This is a genomic window from Mesorhizobium sp. B2-1-3 (assembly GCF_006442495.1).
Lineage (GTDB): Bacteria > Pseudomonadota > Alphaproteobacteria > Rhizobiales > Rhizobiaceae > Mesorhizobium.
In genome coordinates this window covers 1-18,367 of sequence record NZ_VFWL01000016.1, presented here as the reverse complement: position 1 = coordinate 18,367, position 18,367 = coordinate 1, and the positions used below count along the sequence as shown (strand labels likewise).

At 64.8% G+C, this 18,367-nt stretch carries 22 protein-coding genes; 15 read left to right on the top strand and 7 right to left on the bottom strand.

Features of this window, described 5'->3' with window-relative positions:
- The first annotated feature begins 118 nt into the window (after positions 1–118).
- Complete coding sequence (locus FJ973_RS22970; protein ID WP_140516026.1) at positions 119–568, top strand: ester cyclase; 450 nt, start codon at positions 119–121, stop codon at positions 566–568.
- Positions 569–811: 243 nt separating this feature from the next.
- Complete coding sequence (locus tag FJ973_RS22965; protein ID WP_140557844.1) at positions 812–1,903, top strand: phosphatase PAP2 family protein; 1,092 nt, start codon at positions 812–814, stop codon at positions 1,901–1,903.
- A gap of 55 nt (positions 1,904–1,958) precedes the next feature.
- Here FJ973_RS22965 and FJ973_RS22960 read toward each other — a convergent pair whose 3' ends face one another.
- Both FJ973_RS22960 and FJ973_RS22955 read right to left on the bottom strand, forming a co-directional pair.
- Entirely contained in the window at positions 1,959–2,495 is a 537-nt protein-coding gene (locus FJ973_RS22960; RefSeq protein WP_181167216.1) for a hypothetical protein, read from the bottom strand.
- 121 nt (positions 2,496–2,616) lie between these two features.
- On the bottom strand, positions 2,617–2,943 hold the full coding sequence (locus tag FJ973_RS22955; protein WP_140500048.1) for a DUF1330 domain-containing protein: 327 nt from the start codon (positions 2,941–2,943) through the stop codon (positions 2,617–2,619).
- 177 nt (positions 2,944–3,120) lie between these two features.
- Here FJ973_RS22955 and FJ973_RS22950 point away from each other — a divergent pair, with 177 nt between their 5' ends.
- Entirely contained in the window at positions 3,121–3,813 is a 693-nt protein-coding gene (locus FJ973_RS22950) for a helix-turn-helix domain-containing protein (RefSeq protein ID WP_140500050.1), read from the top strand.
- 87 nt (positions 3,814–3,900) lie between these two features.
- Here the strand turns inward: FJ973_RS22950 and FJ973_RS22945 are convergent, their stop codons facing one another.
- Complete coding sequence (locus FJ973_RS22945) at positions 3,901–4,086, bottom strand: transcriptional regulator (protein ID WP_140500052.1); 186 nt, start codon at positions 4,084–4,086, stop codon at positions 3,901–3,903.
- A 123-nt stretch (positions 4,087–4,209) separates the two neighbouring features.
- Between FJ973_RS22945 and ada the strand changes: the two genes are divergently transcribed.
- From ada to FJ973_RS22920, 4 genes are all read left to right on the top strand, one after another.
- The gene (gene ada / locus FJ973_RS22940) at positions 4,210–5,289 is read left to right on the top strand and encodes a bifunctional DNA-binding transcriptional regulator/O6-methylguanine-DNA methyltransferase Ada (RefSeq protein WP_181167217.1); all 1,080 of its coding nucleotides are present in this window, start codon (positions 4,210–4,212) and stop codon (positions 5,287–5,289) included.
- Between the two features lie 12 nt (positions 5,290–5,301).
- Complete coding sequence (locus FJ973_RS22935) at positions 5,302–5,532, top strand: hypothetical protein (protein WP_140500055.1); 231 nt, start codon at positions 5,302–5,304, stop codon at positions 5,530–5,532.
- 286 nt (positions 5,533–5,818) lie between these two features.
- Positions 5,819–6,364: a methylated-DNA--[protein]-cysteine S-methyltransferase gene (locus tag FJ973_RS22925; protein WP_140557843.1), complete on the top strand. Its 546-nt coding sequence runs from the start codon at positions 5,819–5,821 to the stop codon at positions 6,362–6,364.
- Positions 6,361–7,104: a 2OG-Fe(II) oxygenase gene (locus FJ973_RS22920; protein ID WP_140521491.1), complete on the top strand. Its 744-nt coding sequence runs from the start codon at positions 6,361–6,363 to the stop codon at positions 7,102–7,104. The genes FJ973_RS22925 and FJ973_RS22920 overlap by 4 nt, the downstream gene beginning before the upstream one ends.
- A gap of 150 nt (positions 7,105–7,254) precedes the next feature.
- On the opposite strand, the gene FJ973_RS22915 is transcribed toward FJ973_RS22920, so the two are convergent.
- On the bottom strand, positions 7,255–7,842 hold the full coding sequence (locus tag FJ973_RS22915; protein WP_140557841.1) for a dihydrofolate reductase family protein: 588 nt from the start codon (positions 7,840–7,842) through the stop codon (positions 7,255–7,257).
- 140 nt (positions 7,843–7,982) lie between these two features.
- On the opposite strand from FJ973_RS22915, the gene FJ973_RS22910 reads away from it, so the two are divergent.
- A complete protein-coding gene (locus FJ973_RS22910; protein ID WP_140521490.1) occupies positions 7,983–8,399 on the top strand; it encodes a helix-turn-helix domain-containing protein in 417 nt (138 codons plus the stop codon).
- A 144-nt stretch (positions 8,400–8,543) separates the two neighbouring features.
- Here the strand turns inward: FJ973_RS22910 and FJ973_RS22905 are convergent, their stop codons facing one another.
- Entirely contained in the window at positions 8,544–8,780 is a 237-nt protein-coding gene (locus tag FJ973_RS22905; RefSeq protein WP_140500063.1) for a hypothetical protein, read from the bottom strand.
- Between the two features lie 141 nt (positions 8,781–8,921).
- Between FJ973_RS22905 and dinB the strand changes: the two genes are divergently transcribed.
- Entirely contained in the window at positions 8,922–10,163 is a 1,242-nt protein-coding gene (dinB, locus tag FJ973_RS22900) for a DNA polymerase IV (protein ID WP_140500065.1), read from the top strand.
- A gap of 47 nt (positions 10,164–10,210) precedes the next feature.
- On the opposite strand, the gene FJ973_RS22895 is transcribed toward dinB, so the two are convergent.
- Together FJ973_RS22895 and FJ973_RS22890 are read right to left on the bottom strand one after the other, a co-directional pair.
- Positions 10,211–10,744: a sterol desaturase family protein gene (locus FJ973_RS22895; protein ID WP_140500066.1), complete on the bottom strand. Its 534-nt coding sequence runs from the start codon at positions 10,742–10,744 to the stop codon at positions 10,211–10,213.
- A gap of 285 nt (positions 10,745–11,029) precedes the next feature.
- Positions 11,030–12,214 carry a Gfo/Idh/MocA family oxidoreductase gene (locus FJ973_RS22890; protein ID WP_140557839.1) on the bottom strand — a complete coding sequence of 395 codons (1,185 nt, stop codon included), beginning with the start codon at positions 12,212–12,214 and terminating at the stop codon, positions 11,030–11,032.
- Positions 12,215–12,545: 331 nt separating this feature from the next.
- On the opposite strand from FJ973_RS22890, the gene FJ973_RS22885 reads away from it, so the two are divergent.
- The 6 genes from FJ973_RS22885 to FJ973_RS22860 form a co-directional block, all read left to right on the top strand.
- Positions 12,546–13,439: a MurR/RpiR family transcriptional regulator gene (locus FJ973_RS22885; RefSeq protein WP_140557837.1), complete on the top strand. Its 894-nt coding sequence runs from the start codon at positions 12,546–12,548 to the stop codon at positions 13,437–13,439.
- A gap of 70 nt (positions 13,440–13,509) precedes the next feature.
- Positions 13,510–14,292: an SDR family oxidoreductase gene (locus FJ973_RS22880; protein WP_140500072.1), complete on the top strand. Its 783-nt coding sequence runs from the start codon at positions 13,510–13,512 to the stop codon at positions 14,290–14,292.
- Positions 14,289–15,824: a mannitol dehydrogenase family protein gene (locus FJ973_RS22875; protein WP_140557835.1), complete on the top strand. Its 1,536-nt coding sequence runs from the start codon at positions 14,289–14,291 to the stop codon at positions 15,822–15,824. The genes FJ973_RS22880 and FJ973_RS22875 overlap by 4 nt, the downstream gene beginning before the upstream one ends.
- Positions 15,825–15,862: 38 nt before the next feature.
- A complete protein-coding gene (locus tag FJ973_RS22870; RefSeq protein WP_140557833.1) occupies positions 15,863–16,777 on the top strand; it encodes a sugar phosphate isomerase/epimerase in 915 nt (304 codons plus the stop codon).
- 101 nt (positions 16,778–16,878) lie between these two features.
- Positions 16,879–17,928 carry an ABC transporter substrate-binding protein gene (locus FJ973_RS22865; protein ID WP_140516043.1) on the top strand — a complete coding sequence of 350 codons (1,050 nt, stop codon included), beginning with the start codon at positions 16,879–16,881 and terminating at the stop codon, positions 17,926–17,928.
- Between the two features lie 278 nt (positions 17,929–18,206).
- Positions 18,207–18,367 (top strand): ATP-binding cassette domain-containing protein (locus FJ973_RS22860; RefSeq protein WP_140557831.1); only part of this gene is annotated, 161 nt, incomplete at its 3' end.

The window sequence follows — 18,367 nt, the reverse complement described above, 5'->3', positions numbered from 1 at the left end:
CCCGACTTTCGATTGGCGGGCAAGAAGCGGAGTTTGCCCGCCCGCCGATCCTCCTAGTGGTTGCGCGGGGTCGCCGCCCGCCCTGGTGATCTCGTGCAAACACAAGAGGACTTTCCCCATGACCAAACAGGAAGACAACAAGGCCGTCGTCGTCAGATGGTTCACCGATTTCTGGGGTGAAACCTGCGATCTTTCCGTCGTCGACGCCATCGCCGCGCCCGACATGCTGCTCAAATATTCGCTGCATGAACCGCGCCGCGGCCGCGAGGACATCAAGGCCTTCATGACCGATTTCCGCGCTGCCTTCCCGGACCTCAACTTCTGGGCCACCGCCGACCTCATCGCCGAAGGCGACTATGTCGTCGGCCAGTGGGAAGGCGGCGGCACCCATGCCGGTCCGGCCTTCAGCGATTTCCTCGTCGGTTCGCTGCCCGCCGCCACCGGCCGCACCATGCGCTTCACCGGCACCACGGTGCTGAAGGTGATCGAGGGCAGGATCGTCGAGGAGATCGGCCTCGACGACGGCGTCGCGGCGTTGACCCAACTCGGCCTGATCAAGGCGGCTTGAATGAGAGGGACCATCGCCGTCCAGGCAGTGGTCCCTCTCGATTGCACGTGCGTGACGAAAGGCCTCTTGGCAGCAACCCAACACAGGGCCAGCACCGCCATCGTCCTCAGCCCGTGTTTGAATACAATACTACACTATTGAGTATTACATTGGAAACCAGACACCATTACGGGAGCAACAAGATATTAATAGGTTGCCGCCAGAACATTCATAACAAGTTCGAAAGCTGGCGGGACCTCCCTGATGAGTGGGTACACCGGAACACAGGGCGGCGATCTCCGATCGGTTTCCACTGTTGATCTTGGCGTGGCGACAACCAGAAGCAGCTGGCTGCTGACGGGCCTGTGCCTGGTCTGCGTCGCGACGGCGCTTTGCCTGCGGCCTGAGCGATATCTTCTGCTGTCCATAAAGTACTTCGGGACATTCCTCGGCTTGCTGCCGGTGCTGCTGGTGGTTGGCCTCGGGTTAACGGCATTGGTGTATGGCGGGCCCAGGCCGACAAGATTCATGGTGCACATACTCAAGGAACGCGGGCCGGCGGCCGCGCGGGTCGTCTTGCTATTCTTTCTCGGCATCATCGCTTTCACGACATTCAGGATCACCATACCGGAGATCGTGCCTTACTATGCCGATCCCATGCTGGCCGACCTCGATCGTTGGCTGCACGGCGTCGATCCTTGGGTATGGACGCACGGCATCGTTTCAAAGCCCGCCTCCATGCTGGTTTTCAAGGCCTATATGTCCTGGTGGTTCATGCAATGGCTTGGCGTCGTGCTCTTCGTCGCCTTCTGGAACAGTCCCGCCCGGCGCATCCGCTATCTCTGGGCGTTCGCGCTCACCATGATGTTGTGTGGCACCGTTCTTCCAATCATGCTGTCATCCAGCGGGCCGATATTCTACGACCGGTTCTATGGCAGCAGCCGATTTGCCGGGGTGCTCGCAGCGCTGATGGCAGACCCGTATGCCTTGCCGGTGCGGTTCGCCGCCAGCTATCTGCTCGATGCACACGACAGCGGCAGCTCCGCGCTGGGCAGCGGCATCACAGCAATGCCGAGCATGCATGTCGCCATCGTCACGCTCAATGCCTTCTTCCTCACCGGCTTTGGTCGCCGCTGGGCCGTTGCAGGCTGGTCGTTCGCCGCACTCATCCTGTTCGGCTCGGTCTATACCGGCTGGCACTATGCCGTGGACGGCTACCTATCGATCATCGTGGTCTCTCTGCTCTGGTACCTGACCGGACGCTTCGTTCTACCGGCATCGGGGCAGCAGGCTTCCGACGTGGCCCAACAGTCTTCCGATACGGGATCGGCGGCCCCCAATCCCGCGCCGCGATAACGGGCCGGAGCGGACAGCGTCGAGCCAGGCGGCCTTCACCGCCTGGCTTCATTGCTTACTGGCTGGGCGCCACCGCGTGTTCGCACGACACTTTCGGGTTCATGTCGGCGAAGGTGCCGGTCGGGTTGCCCTTCCAGGCCCAGACATGCAGCTCGTAGAATTCGCCCAGGCCGTAACGGTTGGGCGCACTGTTGAAGTTGAACAATTGGCCGTCCAGTGACGCCGGCCCCTTGGCGGTGATGTATTCGACCGCCACCAGCTTCAGTGTGCCGTCGGCCATCGGCTCGTACATCACGGCCTCGGGACGGGCGATGTCGATCTTGTCGTCCTTCAGGTACTGGCCGTTGACATAGTGAATGCCCATCGCGCCGCCGGTGATGCCGCTGGCGCAGGGAATGGGCGCATAGCCTTCGTCCGTGGCGACCTTGACGTCGAGGAACCGGCCGTTCGCCGCCCGCACCTTACCGGCCAGTGGATTCGCGCCGGATGTAAATGCGACCTCGTCCTGATGGGCCTGGGCGAAAGTGGCGCAGACGGCCAGCATGGCCCCCGCCATGAGAAGCCCGTTGTGGAATTTGCGTATCATGTTCATTCCATTCTTCTTGAAAAGGCCCAGCGCGCCGGCCGCCGGAAATACGGAGGCGCGGCAGGCAAGCGCCGTGATTGTCGTTGCTCGGAGAGCCCGAAAGCGATGCGACGGATGGAGGAAAGCTTCATCCCTTCGGCAGATACGGGATCGTCCCCGCCAGGTCGGTGTTGTCGATCATCTGGAAGCGGCTGTCGCTACCGTCCTGACGGGCCGAGACGAAGGGCGCGTAGGCCGGATCGTTGGCGAAGGCGCGCGCCGCCGCTTCCGACGGGAATGCCATCAGCGCGATCAGAGTGGTGTCGAGCGGCTTGCCTTCAAGCGTCTTCACATTGCCGCTGCGCGACAGATACTTGCCGCCATGCTTGTGGACGAGGTCGTGCACCGATGCGGCGTAGGCCGGCATCCACTGCGGGTTCTTCACCTTGATGTCTGCGATTACGTAGGTGGTCATGGTCTTCTCCCTGTTACGGCGCACAGGGGAGATCCCCGCGGCCGGTCAAAGGGCTCGCATGGCAGGGCCGGCGCCGGCCAGTCCGCGATCTGTACCGGGCCGGTACAGTTTCCGTACTGGCCGCTTCCTTCATGAAGGCCTAATGTTCAGCCCAGTTTCGAGGGAGGACGTCGGATCATGGCCCAGCACGGATACAAGCAGTTCTGCCCGCTATCGATGGCCGCCGAGGTGCTGTGCACCCGCTGGACGATGGTGCTGATGCGCGAATTGGTGGCGGGTTCGACCCGTTTCAACGACCTGCGTCGCGGCGTCCCCAAAATGTCGCCCAGCCTTCTGTCGCAACGGCTGAAGGAGCTCGAGCTCGCCGGGATCGTCGAGCGCAAGGAGGTGCCGGGCGAGAAGGGCATCTCCGAATACCGGCTGACGGAGGCCGGCCGGGATTTGCGCCCCGTCGTCGAGGCGATGGGCTTTTGGGGACAGAAATGGGTCGAGTCCCGGCTGTCCCTCAAGAACCTCGATCCGTCGCTGCTGATGTGGGACATGCGGCGCAATCTGAACCCCTCGCCGCTGCCCGACGGGCGCACCGTGATACAATTCCTGTACCAGGAGCTGCCGGCGTCCAAACGGTCGTGGTGGCTGATCGTCGAAAAGCATGGCGAGGTCGATCTGTGCTGGTACGATCCGGGCTTCGATATCGACCTCTACGTCTCGACCGACCTGCACACGATGACGGCGATCTGGATGGGATTGATCACCGTCGAGAAGGCCGGCGCGAAGGTCGCCTTGACCGGAGATCAGCACATCGCAAGGAAGATGCAGACCTGGCTCGGCCTCAGCCCGTTCGCGGTCGAGCCCAAACGGGCGGCGTAGAAACGAGGGCTCGGGGAACAGCGATCGGGCACCGGGAGCGGCGGCTTTCGCCTTTCGCGACAGGTTGAATGTGTGAGTGAATAACCTTCAACGGGATGTGGGTGCTTCGATAGGGTAGTGCTTATCCTCATAAGCGTCGATCAAGGTCGCGAGAACATCAAACCGGTAATCGCCAAGAGAGCCGATTTCCGGCTCGTTCTCGAAATATTGGATGATTTCGGCAATCGCCCGATCGTAATCGGCCTCGGTCTTAAGGGGTCGAATGTTTTCCATCACACCTTCTCCGGATCAATCTTGTCATATCCTTTGTGTGTCCCGACGAATACGCTCGCGTCCACCTCTCAATTGGCAGGAAACGGGTGGCGACGCGGGTCGTCTGCGGCTTCAATGCCGGCCATGTTCATCACCCTTGCCAAGGATCTCAAACCCGCGCCGCTGCCGGTCGCCGACGATCCGCGCTGGACGCAAGTCGTGGCGCGCGACAAATCGGCCGATGGCAGCTTCTGGTATTCGGTGGCGACGACCGGCGTCTATTGCCGGCCCTCCTGCCCGTCGCGGCGCGCCAACCCGAAGAACGTGCAGCTCCACGACACGCTGGACGAGGCCAGGGCAACCGGCTTTCGCGCCTGCCGGCGCTGCAATCCCGACGGACCTTCGCTCGAGGCCGGCAACGCCGCGATGGTGGCCGAGGCCTGCCGCAGGATCGAACAGAGCGAGGAAGAACCGTCGCTCGGTGAACTGGCCGCCGCCGCCGGCCGCAGCGCCGGCTATTTCCACCGCACCTTCAAGGCCGTTACCGGCCTGACGCCGAAGGACTACGCGGCCGCCCGGCGCGCCGAAAGGGTGCGCCGGGGCCTGGAAGACGGCGCCAGCGTGACAGCGGCGATCTACGATGCCGGCTTCAATTCGAGCGGACGCTTCTATGAGAAGTCGGCCGGCATGCTCGGCATGACGCCGACGCGCTACCGCGCCGGCGGCGCCAGCGAGGAGATCCGCTTCGCCGTCGGCGAATGCTCGCTCGGCGCCATCCTTGTCGCATCGAGCAGGAAGGGCGTCGCCGCAATCCTGCTCGGCGACGACCCGGACGCGCTGGTGCGCGACCTGCAGGACCGTTTCCCCAAGGCGCGCCTGATCGGCGCCGACCGCGATTATGAGGCGCTCGTCGCCCGCGTCGTCGGTTTCGTCGAGGCTCCAAGGCTTGGTCTCGACCTGCCGCTCGACCTGCGCGGCACCGCGTTCCGGCAGCGCGTCTGGCAGGCCCTGCGGGACATCCCGGCCGGCCGCACCGTCTCCTATGCCGAGATAGCAGGGCGCATCGGCGCGCCGAAGGCGACCCGCGCCGTTGCCGGCGCCTGCGCCGCCAACGCGCTCGCGGTCGCCATTCCCTGCCACCGCGTGATCCGCAAGGACGGCGCCCTGTCCGGCTACGCCTGGGGCGCGGAGCGCAAGCGCGCGCTGCTCGGCCGCGAGGCCTGAGGAGGAGCGGCAATGGGCGCGATGGCAAGATCTTCCACCACCGATGCGGACATTGGGATCCCCCATCGCGGCGCCGTCAGACGCGCCAAAGATGCGCGGTCGCTGGTGATGGCTGCGCTCGGGGAGCTTGTCGAGAGCGGCAAGGCCGAGTGGAGCCGTGGCGCGACAGGCGAGATCGAACTGCGGCTGTTATCAGGCGAGGTTTTTTTGCTTGGCGAGGTTGCTGTCATTCGTATCGCATAAATCAGCGCTCTACGGCGCCCCCCTCTGTCCTGCCGGACATCTCCCCCACTTGGGGGGAGATTGGCTGTCACAACCGCCTTCGCCAATCTACGACGTTGCAGGAATGAGTGGGGCGCCGAAATTGCCAATCTCCCCCCTCGTGGGGGAGATGTCCGGCAGGACAGAGGGGGGGCGCCGTAGGGTACTTACCTCCGCACCGTTCCGGAAATTGAATTTGAAAGCAACCATCGGAGTGAGGAACGGAAGGCACGCGGCTAGGGTTCAGGCACACAGAAGGAGTGAAGCAATGAACCTCATGCAAACCCACACGCCGGCGACAGCCTCCGGCGCCGACACCATCACCTACGCCATCGCCCAATCCGCGATCGGCAAAATCCTCGCCGCGCGCGGTTCCCTCGGCGTCTGCGCCATCCTGATCGGCGACGACGCAGAGGCGCTGGCGCAGGACCTCGCCAGCCGCTTTCCCGGCAAGATGCTGGTCGAGAACGAGACCGCCTTGCATGACGATCTCGCGGCGATAGCATGTTTCATCGAAACGCCCGCCGCCGGCCTGGACCTGCCGCTCGACATCAGCCACGGCACGCCGTTCCAGCAAAAAGTTTGGGGCGAGCTTCGCAGCATCCGCCGCGGCGCAACCATCACCTACGCCGCCCTTGCCCAGCGTCTCGGCCAATCGAACGGCGCCCGCGCCGTGGCGACGGCCTGCGCCGCTAACGCGATCGCGCTCGGCATTCCCTGCCACCGCGTCGTCCGCGCCGACGGCACGCCCTCCGGCTACCGCTGGGGCACTGAGCGCAAGCACGCTTTGCTCGACAAAGAGGCCGCGATATGAACGCCCATGCCAAGGTTGCGGCATCGGTGGTGAAAGCCGCCGAGGAACGGGTTGCCGCTTACGACTGGCCGGCCCTCGCCGCCGAACTCGACGGCTTCGGTTGTGCCGTGATGGAAAAGCTGCTCACGCCGCAGGAGTGTCGGCAACTCGCCGGGCTCTATCCGCATGAAGAACATTTCCGCAGCCATATCCACATGGCCAGGCACGGCTTCGGCAAGGGCGAATACCGCTATTTCCGCTACCCCTTGCCGGACCTGATCGGCGGGCTGCGCACGGCGCTCTATCCCAGGCTCGCCGAGGTCGCCAACCGGTGGAACGAGCGCATGGGCATCGCCACGCGCTATCCCGAAACGCATGCCGCCTTTCTCAAGCAGTGCCACGCCGCCGGCCAGGTCAGGCCGACGCCACTTCTGCTGCAATATGTGCCCGGCGACTTCAACTGCCTGCACCAGGACCTCTATGGCGACCTCGCTTTTCCGGTGCAGGTGGCGGTTCTGCTTTCAGAACCCGGCGAGGATTTCACCGGCGGCGAGTTCGCCCTGACCGAACAGCGGCCGCGCATGCAGAGCCGGGTGGAAGTGGTGCCCTTGCGCCAGGGCGATGCCGTCTCCTTCGCCGTCCACAATCGGCCGGTGCAGGGCACTAAGGGCAATTACCGCGTCAATCTGCGCCACGGCGTCAGCCGCCTGCGCTCGGGCATGCGGCACACGGTGGGCATCATTTTTCATGATGCGAAGTGAATTGGTGAGGCCAAGGTGTTGACCAAGAGTACATCGAGGCGCGTGTTCCCTTCGCCCCTGGGGCTAAGGCAGAACCGCGCTTGGTGCTGCATCGCCGACTGCCATGCCCAAGCTCAACGGCAGGCATGATATCAGTGCAATGCCTTTCGATTAGCCGGCCGGCGCGTAGCGGCTCACCACCATGCCGCTCGCATAGGATTTCGAGCCGAGCAGCCGCAGCCTGCCGAACCCGCCTTGGTCGAAGATGCGGCGGCCGGCGCCCAGCACGGCCGGGTTGATGAACAGCTGGAACTCGTCGACCAGCCTGGCCGCGATCAGCGCCGAGGCGAAGCCGGCGCCGCCGAACACCGCGATGTCGCCGCCCTCACCCGCCTTCAGCAAGTCGACCTCCCGCGGCAGGTCGCCGCTGACCACTGTCGTGCGCTCCCATCGCGAGGCCTTGAGCCTGTCGCTCGGCACCACCTTCCTCGCCTCGACGATGCGCTGGGCGAAAGCATAGAACGGGTCGCGCGGATATCTCTTCGCCGCATTGCCCCAATGGGTGAGGTAGCCTTCCTCGGCCATCTTGCGGCTCAAGAGGATGGTATCGATGCCGGCGAAGACGGCGTTGAAGTCCCGCTTCAGCTCCTCGTCCCAGGCGCTGTCGTCGCCCCATTCCCAGAGCTGCCAGCGATGATCCCCGGCGGCGCCGACAAAACCGTCGACCGACATCTGCATCTGGAGGATCAGCTTTTTCATCATGGTTCTCCCAGTCAAGGGCCGAGCGGCTCGTTTTACCCGTCCGGCCGGCACGGTTGCCGATGGTTTACATTTGGAACTATTGACCTGAGATGAAAACGATGTCAATAGTAAAGCGATTTAAAAATGGAACCATACACATGTCGACACGGGACCGGTCTGGCTGCCCCATCAACCTGTCGCTCGAACTGCTCGGCGACCGCTGGACGCTGCTCATCATCCGCGACCTGGTCTTCGCCGGAAAAAAGCACTTTCGCGAATTCCTGCAATCCGATGAGGGCATTTCCTCGCGTACGCTGGCCGAGCGCCTCCAGACATTGCAGGACGAAGGCATCCTCACCCGCAGCGGTGATCCCACGCATGGGCTGAAGGCGATCTATCGCCTGACCGAGGCCGGCATCGACCTTTTGCCCGTGCTGGCCACGCTCGGCGCCTGGGGCAGCAAGCACCGCAAGGCCGACGATGATCTGGCAAGGATCGCCGATAAGCTCGCTGCCGACGGCGAGCCGGCGCTGGAGCGCCTCAAGCAGGCGCTGCGGGCGGAGCATCTCGGTTGATGGATGTCGCCAAGGTGGCCTCGGGGACAACGACCCGCACAGGCAACGCGCGTTAGAAAGTGCGTCACGGCCCTCTGTTCGGAATAGCGCAAAAACAAGCAATTGGAACGGTTGCGTGATGCATTGCAGCACGCCGGCGACGAGCTATGGCGTGCGCAATATGTCGGCGCCCGCCTGCTCATCGAACAGCACGGCGCAGCCGCACTGCAGCGCGACTTCACTCAGCGCATTCGCGACTGTTTCGTCGGCCGAGACGAAATCGCCGGTCAGCACCCGCAATTCCTCCACGGCCTTGGCCATCGAAACCAGCCGCCCCGCGGCGCGGTCGGTCGAGCAGGCGTTGACGACGCAAACCAGATCGATCATTTCAAAGTTGCCCATGCCAGCCTCCGCACGCGGCGCCCTTCGGCCGTCAACGCGATTGTGAGCGACAATGTTCCGGCGGATCGCGACCTCGCTTGACAGCGAGCAATGTTTGTTCTCTTTATGTTCCATACTCTACAACGTCGCGAGGAACCGGGGATGGAGCCCACCATCCTGCATGCCGATCTCGACGCTTTCTACGCCTCGGTCGAGCAGCTTCTCGACCCCTCGCTGCGCGGCAAGCCGATCGCGGTCGGCGGCGGCGTCGTGCTCGCCGCCTCCTACGAAGCCCGCGCCTTCGGCGTGCGCGGCGGCATGCCGGGGCGCAAGGCGCGCGAGCTCTGCCCGCAGTTGATTTTCGTCGGCGGAAATTTCCGCGACTACCAGCGGCTCGGCGACGCCGCGATGAAGGTGCTCGACGATTTCACGCCGCTGGTCGAGCGCATCTCCATCGACGAGGCCTTCGCCGATGTCGCCGGTTGCACGCATCTGTTCGGCCAGCCGCGGGAGATCGCCTCGACCATTCGCCGCCGCGTGCGAAGCGAACTCGGCCTGCCGATCTCGATCGGCGTGGCGCGCACCAAGCACCTGGCCAAGATCGCCTCGCAGGTGGCCAAGCCCGATGGGCTGGTGGTGGTCGAGCCCGGCACCGAGATCGCCTTCCTGCATGACCTGCCGGTCTCCCTGATGTGGGGCGTCGGCCCGGCGACCAGCGCGCGGCTGGCCGAGATCGGCGTCCAGACAATCGGCGAACTGGCCAGGACGCACAGCGGCGCGCTGGCGCGGCTGCTCGGCCCTGCCGCCGGCGAAAAGCTTGCCGCCTTGTCGTGGAACCGCGATCCGCGCAAATTGGAAACACGTCGCCGCGCCCATTCGGCCGGTGCCCAGTCGGCGCTTGGCCGCAAGCCGGCACTGGAATGCGTCTACATACCCGTCCTGCTGCATCTGGCCGACCGGGTCGCCAGCCGGCTGCGCGCCAAGGCGCGCCCCGGCCGCACGGTGACGGTGCGCGTGCGCTTCGCCGACCTCAGCGCCGTCACCCGCTCGATCACGCTCGACCAGCCGATCTCGGCGACGGTGATGCTGGCCGAGATCGCGACAGACCTGGTGCGGGGCGTGCTTGCCGATCATCCGCATGACAGGACGATTTCGCTGCTGGCGATCTCGGTCTCGCATCTGGAGGAAAGTGCCGAATTGCAGCTCGAACTGCCGCTCGGCCTCGCCGACGAAAAGCGCCGCCCCGGCACCAGGAAGGGCCTCGCACGCTTCGGCGCCGACCGCGCCATCGACAAGATCCGCGAGCGTTTCGGCAAACAGGCCGTCGGCTACGGCACCGTGGCGCTGGAGGCGGCCCGCTCGGTGCCCGACGAGTTCAGGGAATTGGCGCAGAAGGAATTGTAAGCGGGAATGGCTGTCTGCGCTTCCCGAATGGCGCACACCAGTTGGCTTCAGAGCCGCATCGTGCCGAAGACCCGATCCCAGAACAGCGACGTCACGCCGAAATTGACGTTTTCGTCGACATGATGATGCAGCGCGTGGCGGCGCTTCAGCGTGTAGAGATAGCTCGGATGAGTGGGATGCCAGTGATGGATCACATGGTGGATGCTGACGTACCATAGGTAGCCCAGCATCAGCCCGCAGCTCGCCGCGCTGGCGACCGCGAAATCCGAGACCATCCATACGGGAAAGAACGCGACAAGCGCATGCACGCCGAGGCTGAGCCAGGTCGGCGTGCCCACCGGACTGCGCTCCTCGACATGATGGCGGGCGTGCAGATCCCTGATCCAGGGAATGTGGTGAAGGACGAAGCGGTGCATGACGTATTCGATCAGCGTCCACAGACACAGGCACGCCAGCGCCGTCGCCAGCCAGCCTGGCGCGCTCTCTTCGCCGGCCTCGATAAGCCCGGCCACAGCCAGCAGGGCGATCGCCAGGGGGTAAACCACGAAGTCGCTGTAGTATCCAATGAGACCGAGTTCCATCGGAGCAAGCCTTCAACGCCGAAGAAGCGACAGATTGCCGAATGCGCGGGCGGGGAGCAACGCGGATGCGCCTGACATAGCGTCGCAATCACCTCGCGCAAGGTCGGCGGCAACGATTTGGAAGCAGAGTCAACCGGCTGCTGCCCTCGAAACCAGCCTCGCAACGAGCTGAAAAATGGCGGAACTCAGCGCGGCCCGAATGGACGGCCAACTCTTGATCGCCATCAACCGCGCGGCACCGTCGACGTGGCCGCGATGGCGTACTTCACATTGGATGGCACACCCTCACCCAAACCTCGCCGCCGTCCACGCCCCATCAGCCGCGTTCGACTCCACCGCCGCGGCGACGAACTTCACGCCGCGCGCGCCGTCGACCACATCGGGCACCTGCGCCGCCCGGGCCGCATCGACAGCAGCGCCCGAACGATGCGCGCGGATGATGTCGGCGGCGTCGCGGTAGAAATTGGCGAAGGCCTCGATATAGCCTTCGGGATGGGCGGCCGGCATGCGTGACACGCGCCGGCTTTGCTCGGTCGAGCCATGGCCGCCGCGCACGAGCGTGCGGGTTTCCTCGCCATATCTGGAGAAGCGCAGTTCCTCGGGCCGCGTGCCCGACCATTCAAGCCCCGCCTTGTCGCCATAGATGCGCACGGAGAGATCATTATAGTGGCCGGGCGACGTCTGGCTGGCCAGGATCGTGCCGCGTGCCCCGCCCGCCCAGCGCACCAGCACATGCGCGTTATCATCGAGCCGCCGTCCCGGCACGGCGGTGAACAGGTCGGCCGACACCGTCTCGGCCTCGCGGCCGCTGATGAAACTCGCCAGATTGAAGGCATGCACGCCGATATCGGCCAGCACCGCCGACTGGCCGGCGCGCGCCGGGTCGGTGCGCCATTCCGCCTGTTTCTGGCCGTCGGCATCGATCGGCCTGGTCAGCCAGTCCTGGATATAGGCGCCGTGCACGGAGACGATGCGGCCGAGTTCGCCCGCCGCCACCATCTCGCGCGCCTGGCGCACCATGGCGTAGCCGGTGTTGTTGAGGGTCACGACGAAGCGGCGATTTTTCTCCCGCGTCAGCGCCACCAGGGCTTGCGCCTCGCCCAGCGTCGTCGACAGCGGCTTGTCGCAGATCACATCGATGCCGGCTTCCAGAAAGGCTGTCGCGACCGGCGCGTGCAGGTGGTTGGGCGTGACGATGACGACCGCCTCGATGCCGTCCGGGCGCGCCGCCTCCGCCTTTGCCATCATGCGGTAATCGGCATAGCTGCGCTCCGGCGCGATGCCGATCTCGGCGGCCGAGGCGGCGGCGTTCCCGGGGTCGGACGACAGCGCGCCGGCCACCAGCGCGATCTGGTCGTCGAGCCGCATGGCGAGGCGATGCACCGCGCCGATGAAGGCGCCCTGCCCGCCTCCCACCATGCCGACGCGCAAACGCTTGCCCGCCGATCCGTCCGATGTCGCATAGACCATGTTTGTCTCCTCCGATTTAAGGATGTTAAGCCAGCACCCACCGTCGAGTTCTGTAGCGCCCCCCTCTGTCCTGCCGGACATCTCCCCCACAGGTGGGGAGATTGGCAGCGTCGACCGCGACGCCTTTCATGCAACGCTGGCAATTTGGCGAAAGCCGGCGTGACATCCGATCTCCCCCCTTGTGGGGGAGATGTCCGGCAGGACAGAGGGGGGCGCCATAGGGTGCTATGTTGAATGCATCGAACTTCTTCGCTGCAGAACAGCTACCACCCTCGAACAGGATTTCCAATTTTCATATTGTAAAACGATCGTATCGCGCTAGCCTGAAATCATGAGCGGGGCGCGCAAATCATCCGGACGGTCCAGCGCCGACGAGGCGACGACCCGCAAGCGCGGGCGCTCGCTGGCGGCGCTCGGCTATATCAAGCCGCAGACTTACGAGGAGCTGCGCGCGGTGCTGTCGTCGGGCACGGTCCATTTTCCCAAGCGGCTGCGCCAGGTCGCGATCTTCCTGTGGCAGCATCCGAGCGACGTCGCGCTCGGCACCATCGCACAGGTCGCCGCGCAGGCAGGGGTGCAGCCTTCGACGCTGGTGCGCTTCGCCCAGATCTTCGGCTATGCCGGCTTTTCCGATTTCCAGGGCCTGTTCAAGGACCATGTCAAGGCGTCCTGGCCGGAAGGGCGCGGCCAGGAACGCACGCCGCGCGTATCCAATGCCGACCTGCATTTCCTGCGCGGCATGGTCGGCGCCTCGCAGGCCTCGCTCGGCCGCATCGAAACCGGCTTCGATATCGAGAGCTTCGAGAAAATGGTGGCGTTGCTTTCGGCCGCCGAGCTGATCTACGTCATCGGCTCCAAGCGCGCCTTTCCCGTCACCAGCTATCTCTCGCTGACCTTGTCGCAGCAAGGCGTGCGCAATGTGCTGGTCGACAATGTCGGCTCCACCGCGCTCGACCAGGTCGGCTGCATCGGCAGACGCGACGCGGTGCTGGCGGTCTCCTTCAGTCCCTACAATTCGATCACGCCCGACCTCGTCTCGGTCGCCCACGAGCGGCGCGCGCGGATCGTCACCATCACCGACAGCACTTTTTCTCCGCTGGTCAAGTTCTCGGACACCTGGCTGGAAGTTGTGGAACAGGACTTCGCAGGCTTCCGCTCGCTGGCGGCGTCGCTCGCCGTCGGCATGGCTTTGGTCCATGGTGTCGTGGCCCAACGGGCAGAATGATTGCGCGGTTGACTAACGGGAACTGACATTCCATATCTTCAGAAATAGAAACTTTGTTCCGGGAGGAGGAATGGAGCTTCAGCTCGACGGCAAGATGGTGCTGGTCACCGGCGCGACGCAAGGCATCGGCCGGGCAGTCGCCGAAACCTTGGCGCGTGCCGGCGCCGGCGGCCTGCTGGTCACCGGCCGCGACGGGACGCGCGGCGAGGCCGTTGCTGCGGAGCTTTCGCAAGCGGGCACGCCGGCACACTTCATCGCCGCCGAGCTTTCCGACCCGGCAGCCCCTGCCCTCCTGGCGCAAGCCTGCATCGACCGCTTCGGCCGTATCGACGGTCTCGTCAATGCCGCCGGCCTGACCGACCGGGCCTCCTTCCTCGATGCGACCCCCGACGACTGGGCCTCGCTGTTCGCCGTCAACGCCCGCGCCCCTTTCTTCCTCATGCAGGCGGCGATTGCCGACATGCGGAAGCGGGGCCAGGGCGGCGCGATCGTCAACATCCTGTCGATCAATGCCCATTGCGGCTCGCCCGAGCTCGCCGTCTATTCCGCCACCAAGGGCGCGCTGGCGACGCTGACCAGGAACGCAGCCAACGCCCACCGCTTCGACCGCATCCGCGTCAACGGCATCAATGTCGGCTGGACCGATACGCCCGCCGAGCGCGTCATGCAGGCCGAGACGCTCGGCCACGGCGCCGGCTGGCTCGATGCCGCCAACGCCGCGCAGCCCTTCGGCCGGCTGTTCTCGGCGGAGGACGTGGCCAGGCTCGCCGTCTTCCTTCTCTCCGACGCCGCGGGACCGATGACCGGCTCGCTGATCGACCAGGAACAGTGGGTGATCGGAGCCAACCGGTGAGCACAGCCGCGCCCGAGACGCTCGGTCCGGCCTTGCTCGGCCGCCTGACGGCGACGGTGCAAAGGCCCGGCTATGACCGTGCCTTGCTCCAGGCAGGCATGGCGCATCTCGGCGTCGGCGCCTTCCACCGCTGCCACCAGGCCGAATACACCGACGACCTCCTGGCGCGGAGCTTCGGCCGCTGGGGCGTGGTCGGCATCAACATCCGTCCGCCGGCGCTCGCCGATACGCTCGGCCCCCAGGACGGGCTCTACACCAGGCTCATCCGCCAGGATTCCCAAGTCGAGGCGCGCGTCATCGGCAGCATCGTGCGCGTTGTCGATAGCCAGGCGAGCGCTATGCCCGCGCTCGAAGTGCTGTCCTCCCCGGACATCGAATTCGTGACGCTGACCGTTACCGAAAAGGGCTATTGCCATATTCCGGCCAGCGGCGCGCTCGACCTCGACCATCCCGACATCGTCGACGATCTCGCAAACCCGCTGACGCCGCGCAGCGTGCCCGGCATTCTGGCGCGGGCGCTGGAGCAACGCATGGCCACGCACGGCCGGCCGCTGACGCTGCTCTCGTGCGACAATATCCCGGCCAACGGCACCATCCTGGAAAATGTCGTGCGGACTTTTGCCGAACGGCGCGGCAACGGCCTTGCCGGCTGGATCGCGGCCAATGCCGCCTTCCCCAGCGCCATGGTCGACCGCATCGTGCCGGCGAGCACGCAGGCCGATCTCGACGGTGTGGAGCAGCTTTTCGGCTACCGCGATGGAGCCGTCGTTGCCGGCGAGCCGTTCCGGCAATGGGTGATCGAGCAGAAATTCGCCGGCCGCGTGCCGCGCTGGGACCTGGTGGGGGCAACCTTCGTCGACGACGTCACGCCGTTCGAGCATCTCAAGATGCGTGTGCTGAATGGCGCTCAGACGACGCTCAGCTATCTCGGCGTGCTGGCCGGCCTCGAACACACTTTCGATGCGATGGCGGACCCGCTGCTGTCGGCCTTCGTGCGCCGCATGCTCGTCGAGGAGACTCTGCCAACGTTGAAGCCGGTGCCCGGCATGGACCCATCAGCCTATGTCGAGCAGAGCCTTGGCCGTCTGCAGAATACCGCGATCCGCCACCGCAACCACCAGATCGCCACCGACGGCTCGCAAAAGATCGTGCAGCGCCTACTCAACCCGATCCGCGATCGGCTGGGCGAGGAAAAAAGCATTGCGCTGCTGTCGGTATCCGTCGCCGGCTGGATGGCCTATCTGATCCAGGCTTCATCCCGGTTCGGCCGGCGCTGGCCGGTGTCGGACCCCTATGCCGGCAAGATCGCTGGCATAGCGGAGGCAAGCGGACGCGACGTCCCGGTACTGGCTGCGGGCATCCTGGCGATTGACGCCATCTTCGATCCCGCCCTCGCCGCCAACGACATGTTCCGCAAGGCCGTCACATCGGCGCTCGACGGGCTGTTGTCGGACGATCCGATGGCAACCGTCAGGCATGCATGCGCGCAACCGGCAGATGAGCGGTTGAAGCAACCGGCACGATCTGCATAGTAGGAATCGGTCGTGAATTCACGACCAGGGGAGGCACTATGAGGCTTGGACTGCTCACCGCACCGTTCGCGGAGACGCCGCTCGACGCGGTCGCCGACTGGGCAAGCTCGGCCGGCTTCGAGGCGCTGGAAATCGCCTGCTGGCCGAGAGCCTCCGGCGCCAGCCGCCGCTATGCCGGTACAAGCCACATCGACACCGCCGCGACCTCGCCGGCGCAGGCCAGGGACATCGCGGCAAACCTTGCCGGCAAGGGGCTGACCATTTCCGGTCTCGGCTATTATCCCAACCCGCTGCATCCCGATGCCGCCCACCGCAAGACGGTGATCGACCATCTGAAGCAGGTGATCGTGCTGGCCGCGAATATGGGCGTGCCCCTGGTCAACACCTTCTGCGGTGGCGATGCCTCGAAGACCGTCGACGTCAACTGGCAGCACGCGCTCGAAATCTGGCCCGATATCGTCGCCCATGCGCGCGATCACGGCGTCAAGCTCGCTTTCGAGAACTGCCCGATGATCTTCAGCTATGACGAATGGCCGGGCGGCCACAACATCGCCTATTCGCCGCTGGTCTGGCGCCGCATCCTCGAAACCTGGGGCGGCGATGTCGGGATGAATTTCGATCCTTCACACCTGGTCTGGCAGATGATCGACCAGGCCCGCTTCATCAGGGAATTCGGCCCCTACATGTTGCATGTCCACGCCAAGGACCTGATGATTGATCATGATGGTTTGTACGAGCGCGGAATCCTTTCGTCTGGCATAGGCTGGCAGGTGCCGCGCATGCCGGGGCTGGGCGATGTCGGCTGGAACGGCTTCTTCTCCGGCCTCTACCGTGCCGGCTATGACGGCCCGATCATCATCGAGCACGAGGACCGGTGGTTCGAGGGCAGCGACGATAAGGTCAAGCGCGGTTTCCTGCTTGCCCGCGACGTGCTGCGTCCCTTCGTCAAATGAAGGCGCAAAAACAACATCGGGGCGCCGCCTGAATCTCTTTCTGCGCGGCCCGGTGTAACGACTTGGAATTGAAACGAAAATCAAAGTGGAGGAAATCTGAAATGAAGAAATACCTGACCATGGTGCCGCTGCCCATTGTTCCGCTCCTTGCCGGCGCTGCCTTGCTGGCCTCGATGGGCGCCTCGTCCGCCGAGGGCAAATACACGATCGGCATCTCCAACACCGTGCAGGGCAATGGCTGGCGCGAGGAGATGGTCTGCGCCATGAAGGCGCAGGCGCTGGCCTCCGGCGAAGTGACCAAGCTCAACATCGCCCACCGCAATACCGACGCCGCCGGGCAGCTCGAGGACATCCGCAACCTGATCAGCGCCAAGGTCGACGCCATCGTCGTCAATCCGGCTGATCCCGCCGGCATCAAGGCGGGGCTGGAGGAAGCCACCAAGGCCGGCATCGTTGTCGTCGCCGTCGACCAGGCGGTCACCGAACCCTCGGCCTACATCATCTCCAACAACCAGGAACAATATGCCTATCTCGGCGCCAAATGGCTGTTCCAGCAGATGGGCGGCAAGGGTGAGGTGTTTTACATGCGCGGCGCCGCCGGCGCCTCCGCCGACTCGGATCGCGACAAGGGCTTCAAGAAGGCGCTGGCCGAATTCCCCGACGTGAAGGTCGCGCAGGAAGTGTTCACCGGCTGGCAGCAGGACCAGGCCAAGCAGCAGATGCTGTCCTTCCTCGCCACCGGCACGCCGTTCAACGGCGTGTGGACCTCGGGCATCGACAACGTCATCGTCGACGCGCTGGTGGAATCGCAGGCGCCGATGGTGCCCGTGGTCGGCGCCGACAATGCCGGTTTCGTCGGCCAGCTGAATTCGGTCAAGGACCTGGTCGGGGCCGCCGTGACCAATCCCGGCTCGATCGGCGGCGCCGGCGTGACGCTCGCGCTCCAGATCCTCGACGGCAAGAAGCCGGCGCAGCAGACCGTTCTGGTCGAGCCGCAGCTCTGGGAAAACGCCACCGAGGAAGGCAAGGCCAAGCTGAAGGCCGCCGCCGATCCGTCGCTCAGCCCGGAATGGCCGGTCTCGATCTCGATCCCGGACTGGACGACCTACACCAAGGACCAGATCGTAGCGTGCAAGGGGCCGGGGGAGTAAGGGCTATTTTGATTGGCTAGCGAGGATGGCGTTTGCCGTCCCCGCCAACCAAAGGTTTGATAGGTTAGCGCTCTACGGCGCCCCCCTCTGTCCTGCCGGACATCTCCCCCACTTGGGGGGAGATTGGCAGTTTCGGCGCCGGCTCTCGTCTTGCCACGTTGAAAATTGGCGAAAGCCGAAGTTGCGGCCAATCTCCCCCCTTGTGGGGGAGATGTCCGGCAGGACAGAGGGGGGCGCCGTAGAGCGCCAGCAATTGAGTTTCTGGTACGGACAGCAATTTGACCACCAAACCCCTCCTCGACGCCTCCGGCGTCGCCAAGAATTACGGTGCGGTTGCCGCGCTGCGCGACGCGTCGCTGTCCGTCCTGCCGGGCGAGGTGCATGCCCTGATGGGCGCCAATGGCGCCGGCAAGTCGACGCTGGTGAAGATCCTGACCGG

What these genes read in the sequence shown, in the direction of transcription:
- FJ973_RS22910 (WP_140521490.1), top strand. Translation starts at nt 7,983, where the DNA reads ATGTCGACACGGGACCGGTCTGGCTGCCCCATCAACCTGTCGCTCGAA.
- FJ973_RS22895 (WP_140500066.1), bottom strand. Translation starts at nt 10,744, where the DNA reads ATGGAACTCGGTCTCATTGGATACTACAGCGACTTCGTGGTTTACCCC.
- FJ973_RS22915 (WP_140557841.1), bottom strand. Translation starts at nt 7,842, where the DNA reads ATGAAAAAGCTGATCCTCCAGATGCAGATGTCGGTCGACGGTTTTGTC.
- FJ973_RS22970 (WP_140516026.1), top strand. Translation starts at nt 119, where the DNA reads ATGACCAAACAGGAAGACAACAAGGCCGTCGTCGTCAGATGGTTCACC.
- FJ973_RS22955 (WP_140500048.1), bottom strand. Translation starts at nt 2,943, where the DNA reads ATGACCACCTACGTAATCGCAGACATCAAGGTGAAGAACCCGCAGTGG.
- FJ973_RS22905 (WP_140500063.1), bottom strand. Translation starts at nt 8,780, where the DNA reads ATGGGCAACTTTGAAATGATCGATCTGGTTTGCGTCGTCAACGCCTGC.
- ada (WP_181167217.1), top strand. Translation starts at nt 4,210, where the DNA reads ATGTTCATCACCCTTGCCAAGGATCTCAAACCCGCGCCGCTGCCGGTC.
- FJ973_RS22880 (WP_140500072.1), top strand. Translation starts at nt 13,510, where the DNA reads ATGGAGCTTCAGCTCGACGGCAAGATGGTGCTGGTCACCGGCGCGACG.
- FJ973_RS22890 (WP_140557839.1), bottom strand. Translation starts at nt 12,214, where the DNA reads ATGGTCTATGCGACATCGGACGGATCGGCGGGCAAGCGTTTGCGCGTC.
- FJ973_RS22960 (WP_181167216.1), bottom strand. Translation starts at nt 2,495, where the DNA reads ATGAACATGATACGCAAATTCCACAACGGGCTTCTCATGGCGGGGGCC.
- FJ973_RS22935 (WP_140500055.1), top strand. Translation starts at nt 5,302, where the DNA reads ATGGGCGCGATGGCAAGATCTTCCACCACCGATGCGGACATTGGGATC.
- FJ973_RS22870 (WP_140557833.1), top strand. Translation starts at nt 15,863, where the DNA reads ATGAGGCTTGGACTGCTCACCGCACCGTTCGCGGAGACGCCGCTCGAC.
- FJ973_RS22925 (WP_140557843.1), top strand. Translation starts at nt 5,819, where the DNA reads ATGAACCTCATGCAAACCCACACGCCGGCGACAGCCTCCGGCGCCGAC.
- FJ973_RS22950 (WP_140500050.1), top strand. Translation starts at nt 3,121, where the DNA reads ATGGCCCAGCACGGATACAAGCAGTTCTGCCCGCTATCGATGGCCGCC.
- FJ973_RS22945 (WP_140500052.1), bottom strand. Translation starts at nt 4,086, where the DNA reads ATGGAAAACATTCGACCCCTTAAGACCGAGGCCGATTACGATCGGGCG.
- FJ973_RS22965 (WP_140557844.1), top strand. Translation starts at nt 812, where the DNA reads ATGAGTGGGTACACCGGAACACAGGGCGGCGATCTCCGATCGGTTTCC.
- FJ973_RS22865 (WP_140516043.1), top strand. Translation starts at nt 16,879, where the DNA reads ATGAAGAAATACCTGACCATGGTGCCGCTGCCCATTGTTCCGCTCCTT.
- dinB (WP_140500065.1), top strand. Translation starts at nt 8,922, where the DNA reads ATGGAGCCCACCATCCTGCATGCCGATCTCGACGCTTTCTACGCCTCG.
- FJ973_RS22920 (WP_140521491.1), top strand. Translation starts at nt 6,361, where the DNA reads ATGAACGCCCATGCCAAGGTTGCGGCATCGGTGGTGAAAGCCGCCGAG.
- FJ973_RS22885 (WP_140557837.1), top strand. Translation starts at nt 12,546, where the DNA reads ATGAGCGGGGCGCGCAAATCATCCGGACGGTCCAGCGCCGACGAGGCG.